General features: G+C 60.2%; 22 protein-coding genes and 1 pseudogene. 11 read left to right on the top strand and 12 right to left on the bottom strand.

Features of this window, described 5'->3' with window-relative positions; genetic code table 11:
* Positions 1-56: 56 nt before the first annotated feature.
* The 3 genes from AMK02_RS12740 to AMK02_RS12730 all read right to left on the bottom strand — a co-directional run bounded on the left by AMK02_RS12740 (position 57) and on the right by AMK02_RS12730 (position 949).
* Positions 57-257 carry a hypothetical protein gene (locus AMK02_RS12740; RefSeq protein ID WP_064803254.1) on the bottom strand — a complete coding sequence of 67 codons (201 nt, stop codon included), beginning with the start codon at positions 255-257 and terminating at the stop codon, positions 57-59.
* Between the two features lie 160 nt (positions 258-417).
* A complete protein-coding gene (locus AMK02_RS12735) occupies positions 418-744 on the bottom strand; it encodes a hypothetical protein (protein ID WP_064803253.1) in 327 nt (108 codons plus the stop codon).
* The gene (locus tag AMK02_RS12730) at positions 737-949 is read right to left on the bottom strand and encodes a hypothetical protein (protein ID WP_064803251.1); all 213 of its coding nucleotides are present in this window, start codon (positions 947-949) and stop codon (positions 737-739) included. The genes AMK02_RS12735 and AMK02_RS12730 overlap by 8 nt, the downstream gene beginning before the upstream one ends.
* Between AMK02_RS12730 and AMK02_RS32685 the strand changes: the two are divergent.
* Positions 933-1569, top strand: a pseudogene (locus AMK02_RS32685) (nucleotidyltransferase family protein). The gene AMK02_RS12730 and the pseudogene AMK02_RS32685 overlap by 17 nt on opposite strands.
* Here AMK02_RS32685 and AMK02_RS12720 read toward each other — a convergent pair.
* From AMK02_RS12720 to AMK02_RS12710, 4 genes are all read right to left on the bottom strand, one after another.
* On the bottom strand, positions 1566-2213 hold the full coding sequence (locus AMK02_RS12720; protein WP_064803249.1) for a MarC family protein: 648 nt from the start codon (positions 2211-2213) through the stop codon (positions 1566-1568). The pseudogene AMK02_RS32685 and the gene AMK02_RS12720 overlap by 4 nt on opposite strands.
* 98 nt (positions 2214-2311) lie before the next feature.
* Complete coding sequence (locus AMK02_RS32130; RefSeq protein ID WP_082929663.1) at positions 2312-2722, bottom strand: hypothetical protein; 411 nt, start codon at positions 2720-2722, stop codon at positions 2312-2314.
* A gap of 46 nt (positions 2723-2768) precedes the next feature.
* Positions 2769-4925, bottom strand: coding sequence for a mechanosensitive ion channel family protein (locus AMK02_RS12715; protein WP_064803247.1), 2157 nt, complete (start codon positions 4923-4925; stop codon positions 2769-2771).
* A gap of 227 nt (positions 4926-5152) precedes the next feature.
* Positions 5153-6976, bottom strand: coding sequence for a hypothetical protein (locus AMK02_RS12710; protein WP_064803246.1), 1824 nt, complete (start codon positions 6974-6976; stop codon positions 5153-5155).
* 146 nt (positions 6977-7122) lie between these two features.
* Here AMK02_RS12710 and AMK02_RS12705 point away from each other — a divergent pair, with 146 nt between their 5' ends.
* The 5 genes from AMK02_RS12705 to AMK02_RS12685 all read left to right on the top strand — a co-directional run bounded on the left by AMK02_RS12705 (position 7123) and on the right by AMK02_RS12685 (position 10268).
* Positions 7123-7383, top strand: coding sequence for a hypothetical protein (locus AMK02_RS12705; protein ID WP_064803244.1), 261 nt, complete (start codon positions 7123-7125; stop codon positions 7381-7383).
* A gap of 143 nt (positions 7384-7526) precedes the next feature.
* Positions 7527-8633, top strand: coding sequence for an HlyD family secretion protein (locus AMK02_RS12700; protein ID WP_064803242.1), 1107 nt, complete (start codon positions 7527-7529; stop codon positions 8631-8633).
* Positions 8623-9663, top strand: coding sequence for a DUF2955 domain-containing protein (locus tag AMK02_RS12695; RefSeq protein ID WP_064803240.1), 1041 nt, complete (start codon positions 8623-8625; stop codon positions 9661-9663). Before AMK02_RS12700 ends, AMK02_RS12695 begins: the two co-directional genes overlap by 11 nt.
* 105 nt (positions 9664-9768) lie before the next feature.
* Positions 9769-10002 carry a DUF2171 domain-containing protein gene (locus AMK02_RS12690; protein WP_064803238.1) on the top strand — a complete coding sequence of 78 codons (234 nt, stop codon included), beginning with the start codon at positions 9769-9771 and terminating at the stop codon, positions 10000-10002.
* An 80-nt stretch (positions 10003-10082) separates the two neighbouring features.
* Complete coding sequence (locus AMK02_RS12685) at positions 10083-10268, top strand: DUF3008 family protein (RefSeq protein WP_020921551.1); 186 nt, start codon at positions 10083-10085, stop codon at positions 10266-10268.
* Between the two features lie 21 nt (positions 10269-10289).
* Here AMK02_RS12685 and AMK02_RS12680 read toward each other — a convergent pair whose 3' ends face one another.
* Entirely contained in the window at positions 10290-11009 is a 720-nt protein-coding gene (locus tag AMK02_RS12680) for an MgtC/SapB family protein (protein ID WP_064803236.1), read from the bottom strand.
* A gap of 242 nt (positions 11010-11251) precedes the next feature.
* On the opposite strand from AMK02_RS12680, the gene greA reads away from it, so the two are divergent.
* Positions 11252-11734: a transcription elongation factor GreA gene (greA, locus tag AMK02_RS12675; protein ID WP_064803234.1), complete on the top strand. Its 483-nt coding sequence runs from the start codon at positions 11252-11254 to the stop codon at positions 11732-11734.
* Positions 11735-11863: 129 nt separating this feature from the next.
* Entirely contained in the window at positions 11864-12223 is a 360-nt protein-coding gene (locus tag AMK02_RS12670) for a hypothetical protein (protein ID WP_064803232.1), read from the top strand.
* A gap of 65 nt (positions 12224-12288) precedes the next feature.
* Here AMK02_RS12670 and AMK02_RS12665 read toward each other — a convergent pair whose 3' ends face one another.
* Positions 12289-13182 carry a LysR family transcriptional regulator ArgP gene (locus tag AMK02_RS12665; protein ID WP_064803230.1) on the bottom strand — a complete coding sequence of 298 codons (894 nt, stop codon included), beginning with the start codon at positions 13180-13182 and terminating at the stop codon, positions 12289-12291.
* Positions 13183-13282: 100 nt separating this feature from the next.
* On the opposite strand from AMK02_RS12665, the gene AMK02_RS12660 reads away from it, so the two are divergent.
* Positions 13283-13891 (top strand): LysE/ArgO family amino acid transporter, encoded by a 609-nt coding sequence (locus tag AMK02_RS12660; RefSeq protein WP_064803228.1) that lies wholly within the window; start codon positions 13283-13285, stop codon positions 13889-13891.
* Positions 13892-13993: 102 nt separating this feature from the next.
* Here AMK02_RS12660 and AMK02_RS32125 read toward each other — a convergent pair whose 3' ends face one another.
* Positions 13994-14206 (bottom strand): hypothetical protein, encoded by a 213-nt coding sequence (locus AMK02_RS32125; protein ID WP_064814742.1) that lies wholly within the window; start codon positions 14204-14206, stop codon positions 13994-13996.
* A gap of 834 nt (positions 14207-15040) precedes the next feature.
* On the opposite strand from AMK02_RS32125, the gene AMK02_RS12655 reads away from it, so the two are divergent.
* Together AMK02_RS12655 and AMK02_RS12650 are read left to right on the top strand one after the other, a co-directional pair.
* The gene (locus AMK02_RS12655) at positions 15041-15940 is read left to right on the top strand and encodes a LysR family transcriptional regulator (RefSeq protein ID WP_064803226.1); all 900 of its coding nucleotides are present in this window, start codon (positions 15041-15043) and stop codon (positions 15938-15940) included.
* Positions 15941-16039: 99 nt separating this feature from the next.
* Positions 16040-16195, top strand: a complete 156-nt coding sequence (locus AMK02_RS12650) for an entericidin A/B family lipoprotein (RefSeq protein ID WP_011425752.1) — start codon at positions 16040-16042, stop codon at positions 16193-16195.
* A 45-nt stretch (positions 16196-16240) separates the two neighbouring features.
* Here AMK02_RS12650 and AMK02_RS12645 read toward each other — a convergent pair whose 3' ends face one another.
* On the bottom strand, positions 16241-16588 hold the full coding sequence (locus AMK02_RS12645; RefSeq protein WP_064803224.1) for a hypothetical protein: 348 nt from the start codon (positions 16586-16588) through the stop codon (positions 16241-16243).
* Positions 16589-16620: 32 nt separating this feature from the next.
* The gene (locus tag AMK02_RS12640) at positions 16621-17619 is read right to left on the bottom strand and encodes a glycine betaine ABC transporter substrate-binding protein (protein ID WP_064806191.1); all 999 of its coding nucleotides are present in this window, start codon (positions 17617-17619) and stop codon (positions 16621-16623) included.
* Between the last annotated feature and the right edge of the window lie 627 nt (positions 17620-18246).

Below are 18246 nucleotides of genomic sequence, written 5' to 3'. Positions count from 1 at the left end.
AGGCGGCGTTGCGCGAGGCAGACGCCGCCCTCATCTCAGGAGGAATGTCGCATTCATTACATGGTCCGGTGTTTGCTGTCGTCGGTGCTCGGCCAGCCGATATCCTTGCGGACGTCAAACGGCATGGCTTCAATTTCACGGGCGGTCCGCCAGCGCGTCCAAGCAAGCACGAGCTTATGGGCGTAGTGGCCCAGATCGAAGCGGCCTTCGCCGGAGGTGAGGGTCTTGCCACCACCCCGATAGGTGAGCGTGGTCATTATCCAGTTCCTTTCCTGGGTCAGGGGCATGGTCGTCGATGGGAGCTCGTCCATGTCCACGCTGTTAATATGGGCGTCGCAAACCCATCATTCAAACGAATAGAGCTTATGGATAGCATCAACGATATTGAACGATCTCAGCGGGTCCCGATAGTGAGCGCTAGTCAAAAGTGGCGAACTGCTGATCGCCCCTGCTGAATGCGAATGCAGCATGGATGTCGCTCTCTACCACGCGTCCGCGTGACAAGTCTGGAAGCTTGTCAGGCGGAAAGAAACCAACGTCAGTTGTTTCCAGGCCCGCCTGCCGAGCCATCTCGTCCTGGCGCTTGCAAAGAAAAAACAGCTTGTAAAAATCCCTTGCATCCGGATCGTACGGTTGCTTCGCCTTGTGTCGGACGCTGTAAAGGCCGGTAGCGGATACCCGGATACCCATGACGGCATCGTAGACCATTGTGCTTGGTATGGCCGACCCACCCTGATCAACCATTCGCCAACACCTGTTTGATCTGCAATATTGCAGCGCGATCCGTATCAGTTAGACGCGGCAGCAGAGTTTTCAGGTGAGCAAGGATAAAAGCGCCCATCGGCTTTTTCGGGCCGACGAGGGATGCAAAGTTCGCTGGCCCTGTCGGTGCTTGCCGATGTCGCTGCCAGCCGCTTGTCGGCATACGGCTGATGGCTACCGGGATCATTCCAGTTTTCCAGGTTGCCGTCGTTATCCTGGCGGCAGGGAGATCAAGTCGAATGGGCAAAGGAGAGGATCACAAACTCCTTGCGACTTTCGACGGCGTCCCTCTGGTTCGAAAGTCGGTCCTCAACGCGTTGGCCTGCCAGTGTTCCCACGGTTACGTCGTCACCGGCTACAGGCATGACGACGTGCTTCAGGCGATCGGTGATCTGCCGGTCGAGGTGGTACGCAACGAGGACTACGCATCGGGCATGGCGGCATCCTTGCGGCTCGGAGCGGCGCGGGCGCAAAAGGATAGGCCCGACGGCATCATGATAATGCTTGCCGACATGCCTGCGATAAGCAATCGACATGCTCATCGAGGCTTTTCGTAAGAGCGGCGGCGCTCATGTGGTGCGCGCCGTTGCGAATGGATCGCCGGGCAACCCGGTGATCCTTCCCCGTCTTTTGCTGGATGCCATTCAGGGTCTCGAAGGTGATGTCGGCGCGCGCCGCTTGATTGACGGTCATGACGTACCCCGCGTCGAGGTGGAAATCGGCGAGGCGGCTCTCATCGACGTCGACACCGTCGAGGAGTTGCATGCCGCGGGAGGGGTTCTCCCGATCTGGACCGTCTGCATCTAATGCGCTGCCGGCGGGTTGATGATGCCGAGGTTGCCGAGCCCAACGACGATCAGTTGGACGGCGACTGCGGTCAGCAGAATACCGAAGACGACCTCTGAGACGATCATGCTGGCCGGCTTCATGTGCTTGGCGAGCTTTTCGGTGTTGGTGAATACCAGATAGTCGAACGCACCGACGATCAGGATCAGAGCGGTGACGAGCATGGCGCTGGCGATCGAGATGACTTCGCCCGAGGCGATGACGATAATCGTGATGCCGACAGGATTGAGCAGGTAAGGGACCGCGAGCGGAAATACGGCGAGTTTGTCCGGGTCGACGGGGGCTGCAACGTCGTCGTGCGGCTTATCCGTTGGTCCCGACGCCATCTTGATCGCGATCAGCGCGAGGATGATGCCGCCGGCGACCGCGACGGCTCCGCCCGTAATGTGGAGAAGCCGCATCAGCAAAGCGCCGGTCGCGAACAGGATCAGGGCCGTGACAACGGCGATCAGAACCATCCGGCGGCCGATGCGTACCTTGGTCTCGGTGTCGAAGGTGTGGGTCTTTTCCAGGAACGGCACCAGGGCGATCTTCGGCCCCAAACCGATCAGAAGCAGCAGGAGAAGTTTTCCAACAAGTGCGGCGTCGATGACTGTGAAGTCCATGAACCTTCCCTCTAAAATTTATGACGCGAAAGTAGGGTCTCCCCCATGAGGGAGGGCCAGCAGGGAGCAGAAGACTTGCGGGTCCTTTTTGAGCTCGTTCAGCGGGGACATACGTCCCAGAACCCTGTGGTTTTGGCGGGTGTGGTGTAGTACCAGCATTGTCCGGATTGAGGTGGCGTACCCGCCAATGAAACGGCGGCAGCGCCCGCAACGAAACCGATGGCGGCGCCTGCGGCGACGGCCGCACCAGGACGCCAGTAGCGGCGAGGGGTGATGACCACGACGCCGCGACGCACGGGCGGTCGAACCGCGGGACGATAGGCCGGGCGGGTGCGTCCGACCGCAGCGCATCCGCGCGGACCGCAGGCGGCCGCACCGCAGCCTCTCGGACCGCATGCCGCCACGCCTCGACGAGCTTCGGCAGTCGCCGGAACGAGGAGGGGCGTGCAAACCATCATAAGCACGGCCAGCGTGGAAAGCATGTGTGTCAGGATGACCAGGAGCTTCATTTCGTTTCCTCCTATTGGTTCCGTTTGGTTCCGTGTTCGCGCCCGTTCAGGCCGGCCCCGCGGCGATCGCCGCATTGTGCGCCGCGATCGTCTGTTGGGCGGCGGCGCCGACGGCGTCGTCGTTTCCACCGGAGACCTGAACGGTCGGCACGGCGAGCTTGATGCCGTTCTCGTGGAACGCCTCATGGATCATTCGGAGTGCCCGCCGCTTCAGCGTGAACTGCTGGCCCGGAAGGGTCATGACCTTCATCCGCAGGAGCAGACCGGAGTCACCGAGGCTGTCGATCCCCTGCATTTTCAGCGGCTCGATGGTGGTGGCTTTGAACTCCGGATCCTCGAACAGTTCGAGGCCGATCTTCTTGATGATCTTGCGGGCCTTCTCGATGTCGGAATCGTAGGTGACGGTGATCGTCATCTTCTCGATCACCCAATCGCGGCTCAGGTTCTGAATCGCTCCGAGCTCGCTGAAAGGGACGATGAAGACTGCGCCGCGGTGGTGCCGGAGCTTGACGGATCGCAAGCTGAACGACTCGACAGTGCCCTTGTAGCTGCCGCTCTGGATGTATTCGCCCACCCTGAAGGCATCATCGAGCAGGTAGAACACCCCGCTGATGACGTCCTTGACCACGGTCTGCGCCCCGAAGCCGACTGCGACACCGACCACGCCTGCGCCTGCGATCAACGGACCGATTTCAACGCCGAGCGATGACAAGGCCATCATGATCGCGATTGCGACGAAGAGGATCATCAGGAAATTGCGCAGGATCGGCAGAAGGGTCCTGATGCGCATACGCCGCCGTTCCCGATCGCTTCCGGCTTCAAGGACCGCCTCGGTGGCGCCGAGCTTGCGATCGATCAGGACTCTCACGAGGTTCCACGCCAAATCGACGACCATGAGAATGATCCCGGCGCTGAGGAGGCCACGCACGAGTCGCAGGAGCGGGGAATCCTGCATCGTCATCTCAGTCAACCGAACGTCGAGCGCCTGTGCAAGCAGGATGATGGCTGCGACGATCAGTGCGGCCCTGATCCCGCGTTCGACGATCACCGAGACGACGGTGCTTCGCTTGTGACCGTCCTCCTCGGCTGCGGAAGACCGCAGGATATTGTCGACCGAGGCCTTGGTCAGGGCGATGGCGGCAGGCAGGACGGCACCGACCACGACAATCCAGAACAGCCGCATGGCGCCGACCACCCACAGCAGCCAGACGGCAAAGAAATAGGCTGTCCAGAGCCAGTTGCGCGCCCGCATGCCGATGCGGCTGGTTTGGCTGGACGATGATCGGGACGGACGTCTCCACACGGCTTCAATGCCGATCAAGAGAAGTATGAGGCCAAGGCAATAGGCGGCGAGCTGCCGAGCCGGGAGGGAAAAACCTAACGTGCCGAACAGGCGGATGGTGACCCATCCGAAGGCATACCAGCCGACGAGATAACCCAGCCGTTTCGCCCAGTGGCGCGCGGCATCCCCAGCGAGCGGAACGACTCGAAACCCGCCCTCTTCTTCGGCCCGCGGCAGCAGGAAAACATCAAGAAGTGCGTTCCCCAGACGGAAGATGACGATTGCCAGGAGATATCCGACGACGATCTCCCTTATGACGGGCGGCCATTGGAACAGCAGGAAAAAGCCGATGCTGCCCAAGCCGAAGGAAAGAACGTAACATCCCGCCCACAGAAGCCTTGCCGCCAATGCGACAACTCTCCCCGATACCGTCGCATACGATGCGTGCGACATCCATGTGCGCCAGCCGGCGCTGACCCACCAGAACAGCCATTGTGCGGCCAGCCCGGCGGCAACGAAGGCGGCGATCAGGAAGATCGGCCGCGTCCCGCCGTTTGCTTCGATGTCCGTTTCGACCATGGCCCAGGCCCGGGTCGCCTCCAGGGGGAAGGAATTCACCGCGCCGAGAAGGCCGGAACCGTGGGCGCGGAACCGCATCGCGAATTCGGAGAAAGAGGGGTCGCGGTTCGGCGCTTCCGGCGTCGGTTCCGGCACATGCCTGGCGGCCTGCGACTGCTGCTGCAGGAAGTGCTGGACGTCAGGATCCGAGAACATTCCGATGAAGCGCTGGACGCTTTCAGGCTGCGGGTCCGCAGGCGTCGCGCTCTGCGCCATTGCAATCGAGGCGCAGAGTAGCAGAGAAGCCAGAGCGGCCCCTGCGGAAAACGGCACTATCGTGCGGATGCTAGACAGCACAACCATCGTCCATCCCGATTTGGCGAACCGTTTCCAAGCCGTTGGCGGAAGGGATCAGGCTCGCCGCGTCACCTGCCGCCGCCACTTGCCTGTGCCGGTCAGGAGCTTGTTCCCAAAGCCCGTGCAGGTCGCCCCAATGGGCCGCGGCGGTCACCGCGGCCCTTAGGTCAGACTATGCGAAGATGAGATGGCTTTCCCGTATGATCTGGTAGGTTACAGTCCAGGAGACAGTATCAGCGGGGCTGCAGCTCGGAGATGCCGGCGGCGGTCGATGCCAATTTGTCGGGATCGGGGACCGCCAGCCCTGCCTTGCGAAGTCCGCGGATCAGACGGTCCCGGTCTTCAGGCTGGATGTTGCGCATCGCAAGTTCCGTTGCAATGTTCGGCAGGAAGTCAGGCCGCATCCTGACGAAAACCTCTCCCTCCCGCCGCGCTTCCTCCATCATGCCGGCCTCGGCATAGATGATGGCAGCCACGGCATGGAAGAGCGGGAACTTCTGCATGTTCGCCTGTCTGATTTCCAGCACGGCGGTATGGTTGTCGCGGAGCATGTATGCGGCCAGTGCCCGTGTTCCGTGGTAGAAGCCGCCGCCACCGGGATTGAGTGCGATGGCCTCATCGAGCAGGGCTGCTCCGCGCCGCCATTGGCCACCCATTGCCAACCGCGTTCCGAACTCGCCCATCAATTCGGTGTCGTTGGGGTTCGTGGCGAGGGCCTGTTCTCCCACGCGCAATGACTCGGCGAGCTGTCCGTCGAAGAACAGCGTCGTCATCAGCGCCTGAAGGCCTCGCGTATTGCTCGGATCGATCTGTGTCGCGCGCCTGGCAGCATCGAGCGCATGCTCTACGGCTGCCTCCTTGTTTCGCGTCGGATTGAATCTGTACCTGTCCTCGTCGAGGTAGACGATCGACAGCATCGCCCAGGCGGTCGCATAGTTGGGAAATCGAGCTATCGCGCTCTCAAGGCAATTGCGCACGCGCGAATGCGCCTCGGCGCTGAGCTCCGAACGGTAGGCATAGAAGCGCAGCGTGCACTCATACGCACCGATGTCGTCCGGCGGCGGACTGGCGGCGTCGACCTGTGCCATGACCCCATACGGCTGGGCGATGGCGGTCGCGACCTTTCTGGCGACGTCCGTCTGGATCGCAAACAGGTCTCCCGACGCAAGGTCCTTGTCGTAGTTTTCCGACCAGAGGATCTCGCCGTCCGATGTGTCGAGCAACCTGGCCGTTACGCGAAGACGCTGGCCCGAAGTCCGTACACCGCCGGTCAGCAGATAGCGCGCGCCGAATTCCGCCCGGATTTCCGATGCCCGCACATCCGCTGGAAGAGATCGGGAGGTCTCGCGGCCGAAGACTTTGATCTCCTTGAACCGCGGCAGGACGGTCATCAGTTCCTCCGTCAGACCGGCACTGTAGAGCCGCGCCTCGGGCCCTTCGCCGAGATTGGCAAAGGGGGCCACCACCAAGGCCGGACGATCGGGCGACAGGCTTGCAGCCCTTTGGAGCGAATGTGCTGCAGGCAGTGCTGCCAGCCAATAGAGCGAAACAGCAAGCAGGGCGAAGGCAACAGCGCCGGGCAACACAATCCGCCCTGTCCGCCACCAGTGTTCAGGGCGGGCCGGAGGGGGCAGCGCTTCCACAGTCTTTTCGTTGCGCGTGTCAGCCGAGGCTGGGCAGGACCAGGTGAAGGTCGGGATATAGCCTCCTTTGGGAATGTCGATCCGGATCGGATCATCCTGGCCGGCAACCAGATAATAGCGCTCGAGCGATCGTCGCAAGCGTCCTGCCTCGATCCTGACCACCGGATCGTCCTGGGTGAAGCCGGCATCCCGGCCAAATACTTCGACCGCAATGGAATAGGCTTTGATCCGGTTGCCTCGACCGGCGAGGGTCTCGGAGACGACATAGCGGAGAAAAGCTGCGGCGCGGCCAACGCCAGGAAATTCGGGACTGGATATAACGCGTTCCAGTTGTGTCGTGATATCGTGCGCTTGAGGTCCCGACTCCGAAGGAAAGGACGCCGCGGACCCTTCTGGCGGCATAGACGTCAGCATGTCTGTCCCCAATCCCCCGTTGAGTCACATCACTGCCAGACTGTATGTAACAGTAACATACTCCTCGAACCGGTCGCCGTCCATGAAGATCGGGAGCTGGCACACGCTGCAGTGGCGGCGTCAGCTATGCCGTCAGGGAGCAAACCATGGAGGAGGGCGTGACAGCAGTCCGTCGGCATTTTCCGGCCAGAGCCAGGACGATCGATGATCTTGTCGCCCGCAGTGAAGACTTTCGGGAAATCTGCAGGGACTTTGCCGACGCCGGACTGGCGATGGAAAGATGGAGCGTCTCGGCCGATCCGAAGCGTGCCGAACGCGTTGCCGAATACCGGGAACTGATCGCGGAGCTTCTCAAGGAGATAGAGGGCGCGCTCGACAAGGCTTCGGCGCCGCCTTCCGCTGACTGATCGATGCGGTCGATACGGGGGCCAGCCACCGCAAGGCGTATGTTACGGTTACTTACTTGCGCTCTACCCTTTCGGCCACGACCATCGCGAGAGACAGCCGGCGCTGAAACTCCGGGCTTCACAACGCTTTCGAGGGTACTGTCGTGGTTTCCGAAAATTTGGACGAACCTGTCATTTCCTCGACACCCCGGAATCCATTGCGCAACATAGCTCTCACGGTCGTCCTGCTGGCGCTGGCTCTGTTCGTCCTCTCCATTTTTATGGAGCGGCGCACGCCGTCGACCTCTCAAGCGCAGGTCCAGGCCTATATTGTCGGCATCGCGCCCGAGGTCACCGGCCGGGTCGTGGAGGTCGGGGTCGCTGACAATTCGCGCGTCGAGGCTGACCAGGTTCTCTTCCGGATCGATCCGGAGCGTTATCAGCTCGCGGTCAATGAGGCCGAAGCCGCGCTTGCAAGCGTCGGCCAGTCGATCGGGGCATCGACCGCGGCCGTCGATGCGGCACAGGCCAAGCTCGTTCAGATCGAGGCTGACCGGGACAATCTGCGCGACCAGTATGCCCGGGCGACCGAGCTGGTGAAGCGTGGGGTCTTTTCCAGGGCCCGGTTCGATGCGGCCAAGTCTGCCTATGATCAGGCCGAGGCTTCCGTGTCGGGGGCGCAAGCCGACCTCGCCAAGGCCAAGGAGCAACTCGGCCCGTCCGGCAACGACAATCCGCAGCTGCGTGCAGCCCTTGCCGGATTGGAAAAGGCCCGGCTCGATCTGGTGCGGACGACCGTTCTGGCACCGTCAGACGGTGTCGTCACCAATCTTCAACTCACCATCGGCAAGGTCGTTTCGGCCGGCCAGCCGGCGATGACCTTCATCGATGCCGGCACCATCTGGATCAACGCGGCATTCAAGGAAAACAGCCTGGAAAAGGTCGCCGTCGGCAACAGAGCGGACATCCTCTTCGACGCGCTTCCCGGCCGGCTGTTTCCTGCAACGGTCGAGAGCGTCGGGTTCGGCGTATCGCAAGGCAGCACCGACCCGAGTACCGGGTTGCCGACGATTCGCAATGATAGTGGCTGGGTCCAGGAGCCGCAGCGGTTTCCTGTCCGGCTGAATATCGAGGAGGGGCAGCGGCCGAAAGGCGGGGTACGCTACGGCTCTCAGGCGACCGTCGTCATCTATACGGGTGACAACCCGGTCACCAATGCCTGGGGATCGCTGTGGATCCGCATCATGTCGGTGCTGACCTATGTCAGCTGACGGGGAGCAGAAACGCAAAGGGTTGCGGGTCGCCTTCGCCGTCTCGACAGGCTTCACCCTGGCAGTCCATGCCGGTGCTGTCCTGCCCTTCCTCGGTCCGCTCTTTGCCTCGCAGTTTCTCCTTGGAAGTTCGCGGCCCATGCCGCCTGGCAAGACCATCGGTGCGGCGATGATCATTCTCTTTGCCGGTATGGCGATGATGGCCTTGACCGACCTGCTCGGCGAGCGTCCGGTACCTTTCCTGCTGATCCTTGGGCTCACCTATTTTGCGTGCTTCGCGCTACAGTCGGCGGGACAGGGAGGGCCAGCTGTTTTCCTCGTGCTCGTCGTATCGATCATCGTGCCTCTCCTCGGCATCCTGAACAAGGAACTCGCGAGTTCGATCCTGTCGATCCTGGTTGTAGGGGTTTTGTCGGGCACGGTTCTGATGTGGCTCGCCTATGCGATCTTTCCCGAACCGGTCTCTCCGGGGAGCGAAGCGGCCGCGGTCGAAGAGCGGCCGCCGGCCTTGCTTCGGGCTCTGGCAAACGCTTTCATCCTTCTGACGTCCGTCGTCATCTGTCTGACGAGCGACAATCTGAGCGCTGCGGCAGTCATTCCCATAACCGTGGCGTCGCTGCTCGGGCAGCTCAACGTTGCCGCAAGCGCGCGGGCGGCGATCGGAATGGTGTTCGTCAATTTCCTCGGCGGCGTGCTGGCCTCCGTTGCTTATGCCGCGCTATCGCTGCGCCCAAGCCTTCTCTCGATTTTCCTGATCCTGCTGTTCGTCGCTCTGCTCATCGGAGGGCGCGCTGCCGCTCGCTCGAAGGATGCTCGCGTGTTCGCGGGCGTCCTGACGATATTCCTTATTCTGTTCGGTCTCGGGGTATCACCGCTGCCGGGCAGCGCCGCGGAATCCTTCGCGAGCCGTATTGCCTATGTCGCGGCAGCCTCGATCTATGCGCTGCTCCTGTCGGCGATTCTGTGGCCGCCGGCAGAAGGAAGCCGGCTGCATCAGGCCGCTCTTAAGCCGGATGTCGATGGCCCATAGCGAGCCGTCGTCATGTCCGTGAGCGTGCGGCAAAAAGCTTTGGAACCATGTCCCTCCCACGCCGTTGCCGCTTGGTAACTGGCAATGATGCAAAAGGAGGAAACGATGATTTCCGCAGATCAGATCCGTGAACATATGGAAGTGCGGGCTGCCGATGGCGCTCACGTCGGAACGGTGGATCAGCTTGACGGGCCGACCCGCATCAAGCTGACGAAAACCGACTCGGAGGACGGCAAACATCATCTGATTCCGCTCGATTGGGTCGATCACGTCGACGCCCATGTTCATCTGTCGAAGAGTGCCCGGGATGTCCGCAGCCAGTGGGCCACCATCAATTAAGGAGTGAGAGGCTGCGGCTCAGGCTGCGGCCTCGTCCTGCAAGGGGGCCTCATTCCTCGTCCGGACGAGAGGAGATCGAAATGCCAGCCAAATCCAAAGCCCAGCAGAAGGCGGCAGGTGCCGCACTTTCAGCCAAACGCGGAGAGACGCCCAAGAAGGAACTCAGAGGCGCTTCGAAGCAGATGGAAGAATCCATGAGCGAAAAACAGCTTGAGGAATTCGCGTCGACCAAGACCAAGGGCAAACCCGAGCATGTCTCGAAATGATCGTTCAAGAGCCCACGAGACCTATGTCGAGGTCGAAAGCATGGAAAATCCCGCGACATGATAGGCCTCTGAAAGGGCGTCGAAAATCGCGCGGGCGGAGCCGTCACGGTCTTTAGCCATCCAGCGCAGTTCGAACGTGACACCAGGGCGGCCCTCGCTGGTCTGCCCAAAAGAAACGAAGTGGGCAGTGCAACCCAGCGGTCCAAGCACCTCAGACAGTTCCGGCAACTCGGCTTCGGTGCCGTGAATGACGAGTGTTGCCTTCTGTTCGCAACGCAGCCATAGATCCAGCTGCTTCATCGGCGACAAGACGATGAAGGCGACGGCGGTCGCCACCGTCCCCGTCAGGATCTGGCCGCCGCCGAAGCAGAGACCGACGACGGTCATGAACCACATAGTCGCGGCCGTGGTGACGCCGGTCATCGTGTCGCCACGTCTCAGAATCGCGCCGCCGCCGATGAAGCCGACGCCCGTCAGCACGCCGAGGGGAAAGCGCAGCACGTCCATCTGCGTGAAATAACTAAAGGTCTTTCCGTAGGTCGATAGAAGGAGGTTTGCCTGGATCATCGCCAGGCAGGCGGCAAGAGCCACCAGGATCGTGGTCCTGAATCCCGCCGGGTGACCGCCGCGCTCGCGGTCGAGGCCGATGAGACCGCCCGCGACCACCGTCAGTACGATCCGTAAGGCGATCTCCCACCAGCTTGGCGTCAGCGGCATCGCATCTGTCAGGAATGAAGGCATGATCTGATCCTGACTGTGTTGCCGCTCTTTCGCTGCCGGCCGAGCATTCGTTCCTCCTGCGCTACAGTGCATCCGGATGAGATAAACGCAATGTCGGCCCGGACGTTCCGGAGCCTCGGGCTGCAGACGTTTGCAACAGGGCAAGATTGGCGGTTTGTCGGCGGTCGGTGTATGTATGGTTTCGGACTGGGACAATCCCCACTGACCATAAGAGCTCGTAGCGTCTAAAACGGAGTCATTGATTGGCCGTTGCCTTCACCAAGGAAGAGAGTTTCGAAACCGCTTCGGAAACCCTGTTGCCGGACCGGCCAATTTCGCCGCATCCCAACCTCGTCACGGAAGCGGGATTGAGGGCTCTCGAACTGCAGTTTCAGCAGGCGCGCGCGGCCTATGATGCGACGAGCACCATCGAAGACGTAAACGAACGGCGGCGCCAGGCTGCCAATCCTTTACGTGATCTCCGATACTTATCGGCCAGACTTCGCACGGCCCAGCTCATGCCTGACCCACCGTCAGCCGACGTGGTTGCCTTTGGTAATACGGTCACTTTCAGCCGCGACGACGGGCGCGTGCAGACTTATCGGCTCGTCGGAGAAGACGAAGCAGATCCCAAGGCGGGATCGATTTCCTACGTCTCTCCCGTGGCGCTGCTGCTGATGGGCAAGGCTGTCGGCGATGTGGTGGAGACAGGCGGCCAGGAGCTGGAGGTTATCGCCATTTCCTAGAGAAGATCGTCAAAATATGCCGAGTTCGGAACGCTGAGATTATTATCATGAAAATGGTACCGGATGGTACTTTATTTATCGGATGTTTACGCCCCTGGGCTAGACGGTGACATTCCGTCATCGAAGGTCATGTTCATGGTCAGCCCAATTTCCAGTTCTGCATCCACCATCTTGAGTTCAGCCGCTTCGACCTCGTCTTCCGGTTCATCTGATCAGCTTGTCTCTCTTGAGGCGCAACTTGCCGAAAAGCAGGCAGCCCTATCGCAGACGCAAGACCAGCAGGAAAAGGCGACGATCGAAAAATCGATCGAGACGCTGGAAGCCAAGATTGCCAAGCTCGAATCTCGCGAGAGCAGCCAAACTCAGTCGTCTGCCGCATCAAAGCCCGTCGGCGAAGCTCCGAAAGAGCTTTCGGGCGAAAGCCAGCGTATCGGCACCAAGAATTTTGACGAGACCAGCGGGTTCGGCAGCCGCACGGCCTATGTGTGATCGCTCCAACCGACTAAATCCGTCTGCCGGGGCGGAGCCTGGAGAAGCGGCATGCCTGACGGCAATTAAAGACGGCGCTTCGCCACGGCGACGACTTCGCGCGTCAACTCCGCTAGGCGCTCGGCGCCGAGGCGGTTTATCTGCCAGTAGAGTGGGACGTCCAGTGGCGTGTCGGCAACAAGTTCGACGAGCCGCCCCGATGCGAGATGAGCGCGGGTAAGCTGGGTCGGGTTCATTCCCCATCCCATGCCGGAAAGAGTGGCTTCGACGAAGCTTTGCGGCGAGGGCAGCCAATGTGTGGGGTAGTCCAGATCTTGGCCAAAGGTTTGCCTTACCCAACTGCTCTGAAGCCTGTCCTTTTGATTGAAGGTCAGGGCCGGAGCGTTGCGGATCGCCTCCGATGTCACGCCGTCCGGGAAGTGGCGGGCGACAAAATCGGGTGTCGCGGTGGCGTTGTAACGGAGAGTTCCAAGGGCGAAGCGCCGGCATCCCCGGATCGGCTTCTCCAGACTGGTGACGGCTGCGATCACCCGTCCGCGCTGCAGCCATTCGGCGGTGTGATCCTGGTCGTCGACGGCGACATTCAACAGATAGGACGAGGTTTTGGAGAAATTCGACATGGCCTCCACGAACCATGTGCCGAGGCTGTCGGCGTTGGTCGCGATCTGTAGCGTGACCCTTTGGCGTGGCTCGTCGGGATTGACGAGAGCCGGAAGCTGCCCGAAAAGCTCGGCCTCCAGCATGCCGACATTCTCGACGTGACGACAGAGCCATTCTCCCTTTTCGGTCGCCGTACAGGGGGTGCCTCTGGTGATCAGGATGACGCCGAGGCGTTCTTCGAGCTGCTTCACCCGTTGCGAGACAGCCGACGGTGTCACGTTCAACACGGTCGCCGCCCTTTCGAAGCTGCCGGTCTGGACGACGGTTGCAACGGCGCGCAGAGCGGGATAATCGAGCATGGATTAGTTTCGCTTAATCAAGATAAGACAGACTAATTAGACTAAGCCAATTTCAGGCGATACCGCAACTGCATCGAAGCTGAGAGCGGTTGCCGAAACGATGAATATTTCGATTTATGTCACGGGCCTGCTGATGGGCCTCAGCCTGATCGTCGCAATCGGCGCGCAGAACGCTTTCATCCTTCGCCAGGGCCTGCGCAATGAACACGTCCTCGCCGTCTGCCTCACCTGCGCCCTGTCCGATGCCGTACTGATTTTGCTCGGCGTGACCAGCCTCCGGCAGATTGCCGGATTGCTGCCTTGGCTCGATCCGGTCATGCGTTACGGGGGAGCCGCGTTTCTGGCCTGGTACGGAGCCAACAGCCTCTATTCCGCCTTACGGTCGTCCGCTGTGCTCACAGCAGCGGAAGCCGAAACGGCAAGCTTTTCCCGGACGCTTGCGACCTGCCTCGCGCTGACTTGGCTTAATCCGCATGTCTATCTCGACACGGTCGTGCTGCTCGGCACGATATCGACGCGCTATCCGGGACAGCAGGCTTCCTTTGCCGCAGGCGCCGTGACCGGCTCCTTCCTGTTCTTCTTTGCGCTCGGATATGGCGCAACATGGCTGCGGCCGATCTTTTCCAGGCCGGCCTCCTGGCGGATGCTCGAGACGCTCGTCGCGGCGACGATGTGGATTATCGCCTTCAAGCTGATAGGCGGGATGTGAGCCGATCGCCCGTATGAGGCCATCGGCCCGTGCCGTATCGCCGAGTTCGAGCGGCAATGTCTGCAGAGGGCCCAGTGTTCTGATCCGAGCCAAAGATCCGCGTTATGCACGCGATTCCACGATCCTCAGACCCCGCTTCGGTCGAGCGGCCGCGTTGAGGAGCGGCAACTCGATTTCACGCTGGCAATCAGCCAGCAGGTGCGACGGAAATCGCTTCAACTCCCGCAGCGCATGTTCGTGGTTCGCATCCCTGCGCCGACGCGATTTGAATGCGGAAAGGGCCTGTAGGATAGTCCAGGTGCTTTTGTGCGCCACGTCGAGTCTCCTTTGCTGTTTCCGATAAGAAGACTATGGGATGCGCTTGATGTTCAATCAAATGAAATGAAATGGCATTATAAATCAGAAAAATTGAATGGCGCGGAGAGGAGTGCGGTCAGACATTTTTTATTCCGGCGGATTTCCATCCGTCGTAAACGATCCTGTGAATAGGCGACCGTCCTCTGTTTTTCCCGAGCATCTTACACTGACGGGATGGGGGCTTCTGATATCTTCGTAGGTGCAATAGCCTTTGGCATGCGAGAGGCTCGCTATTGACCAGGAATATATCGATATTGGTCAGATACACCCCTCCGAGTGGAGTGGTGTGATGAATGCCAGAAAATGCGAAGGCTCTTTCGTCCTTTGTTTGAAAATAAAAACCACGCCTGCCGCTCGGGTAGGAAGTCATGACCAGGGTTTCTGTGCATAAACTTGTGAAATTCTCATCGCCAACAACCAGCGCGTCGCAATTGCCTGTTAAGACAGATGTTTCGATACCGTTGATCTCAATGGAAAATGCGTGCGCATAACAAACTAACATCAAGACGCCCGCAGACGCGGGCAATTTGAGAGTATTCATGGGGGACCGCAGCTATCCAGGCGTGAAGTAACATCGTTCTTCAGTCTGCTACAAAGACAGATCCGGTGCAAATTTGATATATGGGTTTAGCTGGCGATACTGCAAATTCGAGTCCGTCAGCCGACCGTTTTAATGGCGGATACGGGGACCGAGCATTATGCAGAGACCGCCGGGCCTTGGGCGGTTTGATTGACATTCAGCCAAATAAAATGATATGCGGTTAAAGATCAGAAAAATTGAAAGATGCGACGATGAGCCTTCCCTTTCGCCGTCCCATTCCTTTGCTTGACAACGATGTGCTGCGCACCTTCGTCGCCATTGCCGAGACGGGCAATTTTTCCACCGCCGCCGAAGCGGTGTTCCGCACGCCTTCGGCGGTTTCCATGCAGATCAAGAAGCTCGAGGAGCAGCTCGGCGCGACGCTGTTTTTACGCGATGCCCGCTCGGTGACGCTGACGCGCCATGGCGAAATGCTGCTTTCCTACGCCCGCAACATTCTGGCGCTGTCGAACGAGGCGGTGTCGCGCTTCATCATGCCGGAATTGACCGGTGTCGTCAGGCTCGGTGCGCCGGAGGATATCGGCGAGCGGCTGCTGCCGAGGATCCTCAAGAGCTTTGCCGAAAGCTACCCCGGCATCATGGTCGACGTGACGATCGACATGAGCGTCGGGCTGAAGAAGCGCATGGAGGAGCAGAGGCTCGACCTGGCGCTGATCAACTGCGCGACTCGGCCGTTTCCGACCGGTGGCGAAGTGGTGTTCCGCGAGCGGCTGGTCTGGGCCGGCGCAAGGTGCGGTTCGGCGCATCGGCGCGATCCCCTGCCGATTTCGATCTGGGAGGATGGCTGCATCTGGCGGCAGGAGGCACTTGCCCAGCTCGAACGCAACAAACGGCCTTATCGCGTCGCCTATCTCAGCGGCCATACGATGGCGCAACGCGCCGCCGTGCTCTCCGATCTCGCCGTCGCGCCGCTGCCGCTCTCCTATGTCAGCGAGGACATGACCATCCTCGGCCTGCAGGAAGGACTGCCGGAGCTCGGCTCCTTCGATATCCGCCTGCTGACCGCCTCGCAAATGTCCGGACCGATCGAGACGGTAGCCGACAGCATCCGCAGTGCTTTTGCCGAAAGAGCGAAGGCCGTCGCCGCTTGAGGACGTCTTTCTCCCGCTGAACCTTTTGTTCCCTTGTGCGTTATCGGCGCGGATGGCATGAGTGCCGTTCGGGGTTGATTTCAAACAAGGATATTCGAAATGACGACAACGGCCAAAATTGCCGCAGCCTTCATGGTTCTTCTTGCTCTTTCCTCCTGCGGCAACACAATCCGCGGCATGGGAAAAGACACGGCGAACGCCGTCAACGCCACCCAGGATGCCGGCCGCTCGGTCGACCGGGCTGCGAGGAAGTAATCGGCCGGCCGCTTTGCCGGATTGAACAGGCTATCCGAGGCCGGATCAAGGCACCGCAGGATATGCCTTTTCGAGACCGCCGGATCGGCTCAGACCGGTCCGGAAGGCTTGGTAGGCGGGATGCTGGCTCGATCGGGCGGTTTCCGTCAGCCGTATCTGCAGGCGATGCGGCGCTTGGGTCCCGAGCCACAGTCCGAGATTTTCGAGCTTCAGCGAGTTCAGGAAGCGCGATTCCGCGGCATGATCGAGATGGCGTCGCAGGCCGTCGAGCAGGTTGTCGTCCTGGGCGGCGTTCTCCATGAGCAAGGCCAGATATGACTTGTCCGCTTCCGACAGCGCGGCGAGCTTTTCCGCAACGGTATCGCGGTCGGGGAAGGGAACGTTGCCTGTCATTCGAATCGTCCGGTCGTTGGTATCATCTGCCGTTATAAGCTCGCTTTGACTTTTTCGGCTACATCGGCCGGCACCCATTTCATCCATAGGTTCTCGTAATTGCGAAGAAAATAGATAGCGGCATCCTCGTTGCTTTCGCGATTTTCATCCTGCCAGGCGAGCACCTGGTTGATCGTCTCATTGTCCCATTTTCGGGTCCTGAGATAGGTCGTGACAGGTCCGGCGCGGCTGGCGAAGGACCTGGTCATCAGCGTGAAGGCGCGCGAGACCGGATAGGAATTGAGCTCAGGCCTGATACAGCCGACAACCGCAGTGCAGCGGTCCCATTCGGCCTTGTTGTGACTGACGCCGAAGCTCAGCCGCGTCATGTCGTATTTGCCGAGGATAGCGGTCGGCGCCCAGTAATAACCGAGCCAGCCGATCTTGTTGTCGAAAGCCCGGGCGATCGAGGCGTCGAGCCGCTGGGGACTGCCGGTCTCGACGAGTTCGAAGCCTTTTTTGTCGGCGGCGAGGGCCTTGAAGAGGTTGGTGGTCGATACCTGGCAGCTCCAGTCGGCGGGACAGTTGTAAACCGCGCCTTTCGACGGATCATCCTCGGCTGGAAAGAGCTCGGGGTGCTTCAGCGCGTCCTCGACCGAGCGAATATCGGGATTGGCGTCGGCAATGAATTTCGGGATAAACCAACCCTCGACCGCGCCATCGGCGAGTATCTCGGCGCCCTGCACCAGGCGGCCGGTGTTGACGGCCTGATCGAGCAGCGCCCTGACGGAATTGATCCAGTATTCCGAAGCGATATCGGGGGTGCCTTTCTCATTCATCGAGGCGAAGGTCGGAAGGGTGTCACCGTCGACGATGGTGACGGAGCAGCCATAGCCCTTTTCTAGGATGATCTTGTCGAAGTTTGCGGCAATGCCGGCCGAGGCCCATTTCATCTCGGCGATCGAAGCTTTGCCGCATTCGGCGGCTTCGGCCGGCGCGGTCGCGCTAAAAAGAGCCGCGGCAAAGACGGCAGAAATCAAAAGCGTCTTCATCGTCTTCCCCGAATTGTTCTTAGGCAACGTGCTGCCGGGATTCACCTGGCGGCGATGCCGCAACTGGCTTTTCCCGTTCACGGGCGCCGTCCTACCGGCTCCGGCAACTCGTCGCAGACCAAATTTGGCAATGGCGTATTTTTTTGAAGCCTACGCGTTCGCTCGCAGAAATCAACCGTCTTCCGCTCGTGGTTGCGGTACTAAATTATTGAATTCGAAGAATATAGTTCGTAGCTGAAATTTCCCCGGATCGAAAATGGACGCTGTTTGCGAACGCCGGCGCAATGGTGGCGGAAATTCCGCCGGGCAGATCAAAAAAAGTCGAAATTAACATTTGCGTAAGCCTTCAATAACTCTCCGGTAAGAATGTGCCGTTATCTGTTGGGGCGTGGCGGCAATGACCGCTGCTTCTCCGGTTCAGGTAGTGCGTACCGGAGAAAGCGAGCTTCGCCGCGTAGGGGCGAAGACGCCTGAGTTTTCGGCAAACCGCGCAGAGCCAAGGCCATGCGCGGTTTTCGCGCTTTCACGAGAGTATCCGAAGTCTTGACCCGGGATCGGCGGCCATTGTAGGCCTCCGGCTAATGCATCGGCCCGAAAAATCCGAACCGATTTTCGGACGCGCGATGC

This window comes from Rhizobium sp. N731, assembly GCF_001664145.1.
Classification (GTDB): Bacteria; Pseudomonadota; Alphaproteobacteria; order Rhizobiales; family Rhizobiaceae; genus Rhizobium; species Rhizobium esperanzae.
The sequence above is the reverse complement of the archived record's forward strand: the minus strand, read 5'-3'. Positions and strand labels throughout refer to the sequence as shown.

Excerpts from the sequence above, each read along its gene's own strand:
- AMK02_RS12680 (WP_064803236.1), bottom strand. The coding sequence starts at position 11,009 with ATGCCTTCATTCCTGACAGATGCGATGCCGCTGACGCCAAGCTGGTGG.
- AMK02_RS12660 (WP_064803228.1), top strand. The coding sequence starts at position 13,283 with ATGAATATTTCGATTTATGTCACGGGCCTGCTGATGGGCCTCAGCCTG.
- AMK02_RS12715 (WP_064803247.1), bottom strand. The coding sequence starts at position 4,925 with ATGGTTGTGCTGTCTAGCATCCGCACGATAGTGCCGTTTTCCGCAGGG.
- AMK02_RS12665 (WP_064803230.1), bottom strand. The coding sequence starts at position 13,182 with ATGCTCGATTATCCCGCTCTGCGCGCCGTTGCAACCGTCGTCCAGACC.
- AMK02_RS12740 (WP_064803254.1), bottom strand. The coding sequence starts at position 257 with ATGACCACGCTCACCTATCGGGGTGGTGGCAAGACCCTCACCTCCGGC.
- AMK02_RS12670 (WP_064803232.1), top strand. The coding sequence starts at position 11,864 with ATGTTCATGGTCAGCCCAATTTCCAGTTCTGCATCCACCATCTTGAGT.
- AMK02_RS12650 (WP_011425752.1), top strand. The coding sequence starts at position 16,040 with ATGACGACAACGGCCAAAATTGCCGCAGCCTTCATGGTTCTTCTTGCT.
- AMK02_RS12690 (WP_064803238.1), top strand. The coding sequence starts at position 9,769 with ATGATTTCCGCAGATCAGATCCGTGAACATATGGAAGTGCGGGCTGCC.
- AMK02_RS12730 (WP_064803251.1), bottom strand. The coding sequence starts at position 949 with ATGATCCCGGTAGCCATCAGCCGTATGCCGACAAGCGGCTGGCAGCGA.
- AMK02_RS12720 (WP_064803249.1), bottom strand. The coding sequence starts at position 2,213 with ATGGACTTCACAGTCATCGACGCCGCACTTGTTGGAAAACTTCTCCTG.
- AMK02_RS12685 (WP_020921551.1), top strand. The coding sequence starts at position 10,083 with ATGCCAGCCAAATCCAAAGCCCAGCAGAAGGCGGCAGGTGCCGCACTT.
- AMK02_RS12695 (WP_064803240.1), top strand. The coding sequence starts at position 8,623 with ATGTCAGCTGACGGGGAGCAGAAACGCAAAGGGTTGCGGGTCGCCTTC.
- AMK02_RS12645 (WP_064803224.1), bottom strand. The coding sequence starts at position 16,588 with ATGACAGGCAACGTTCCCTTCCCCGACCGCGATACCGTTGCGGAAAAG.
- AMK02_RS12655 (WP_064803226.1), top strand. The coding sequence starts at position 15,041 with ATGAGCCTTCCCTTTCGCCGTCCCATTCCTTTGCTTGACAACGATGTG.
- AMK02_RS12705 (WP_064803244.1), top strand. The coding sequence starts at position 7,123 with ATGGAGGAGGGCGTGACAGCAGTCCGTCGGCATTTTCCGGCCAGAGCC.
- AMK02_RS32130 (WP_082929663.1), bottom strand. The coding sequence starts at position 2,722 with ATGAAGCTCCTGGTCATCCTGACACACATGCTTTCCACGCTGGCCGTG.
- AMK02_RS12640 (WP_064806191.1), bottom strand. The coding sequence starts at position 17,619 with ATGAAGACGCTTTTGATTTCTGCCGTCTTTGCCGCGGCTCTTTTTAGC.
- AMK02_RS12735 (WP_064803253.1), bottom strand. The coding sequence starts at position 744 with ATGGTTGATCAGGGTGGGTCGGCCATACCAAGCACAATGGTCTACGAT.
- AMK02_RS12710 (WP_064803246.1), bottom strand. The coding sequence starts at position 6,976 with ATGCTGACGTCTATGCCGCCAGAAGGGTCCGCGGCGTCCTTTCCTTCG.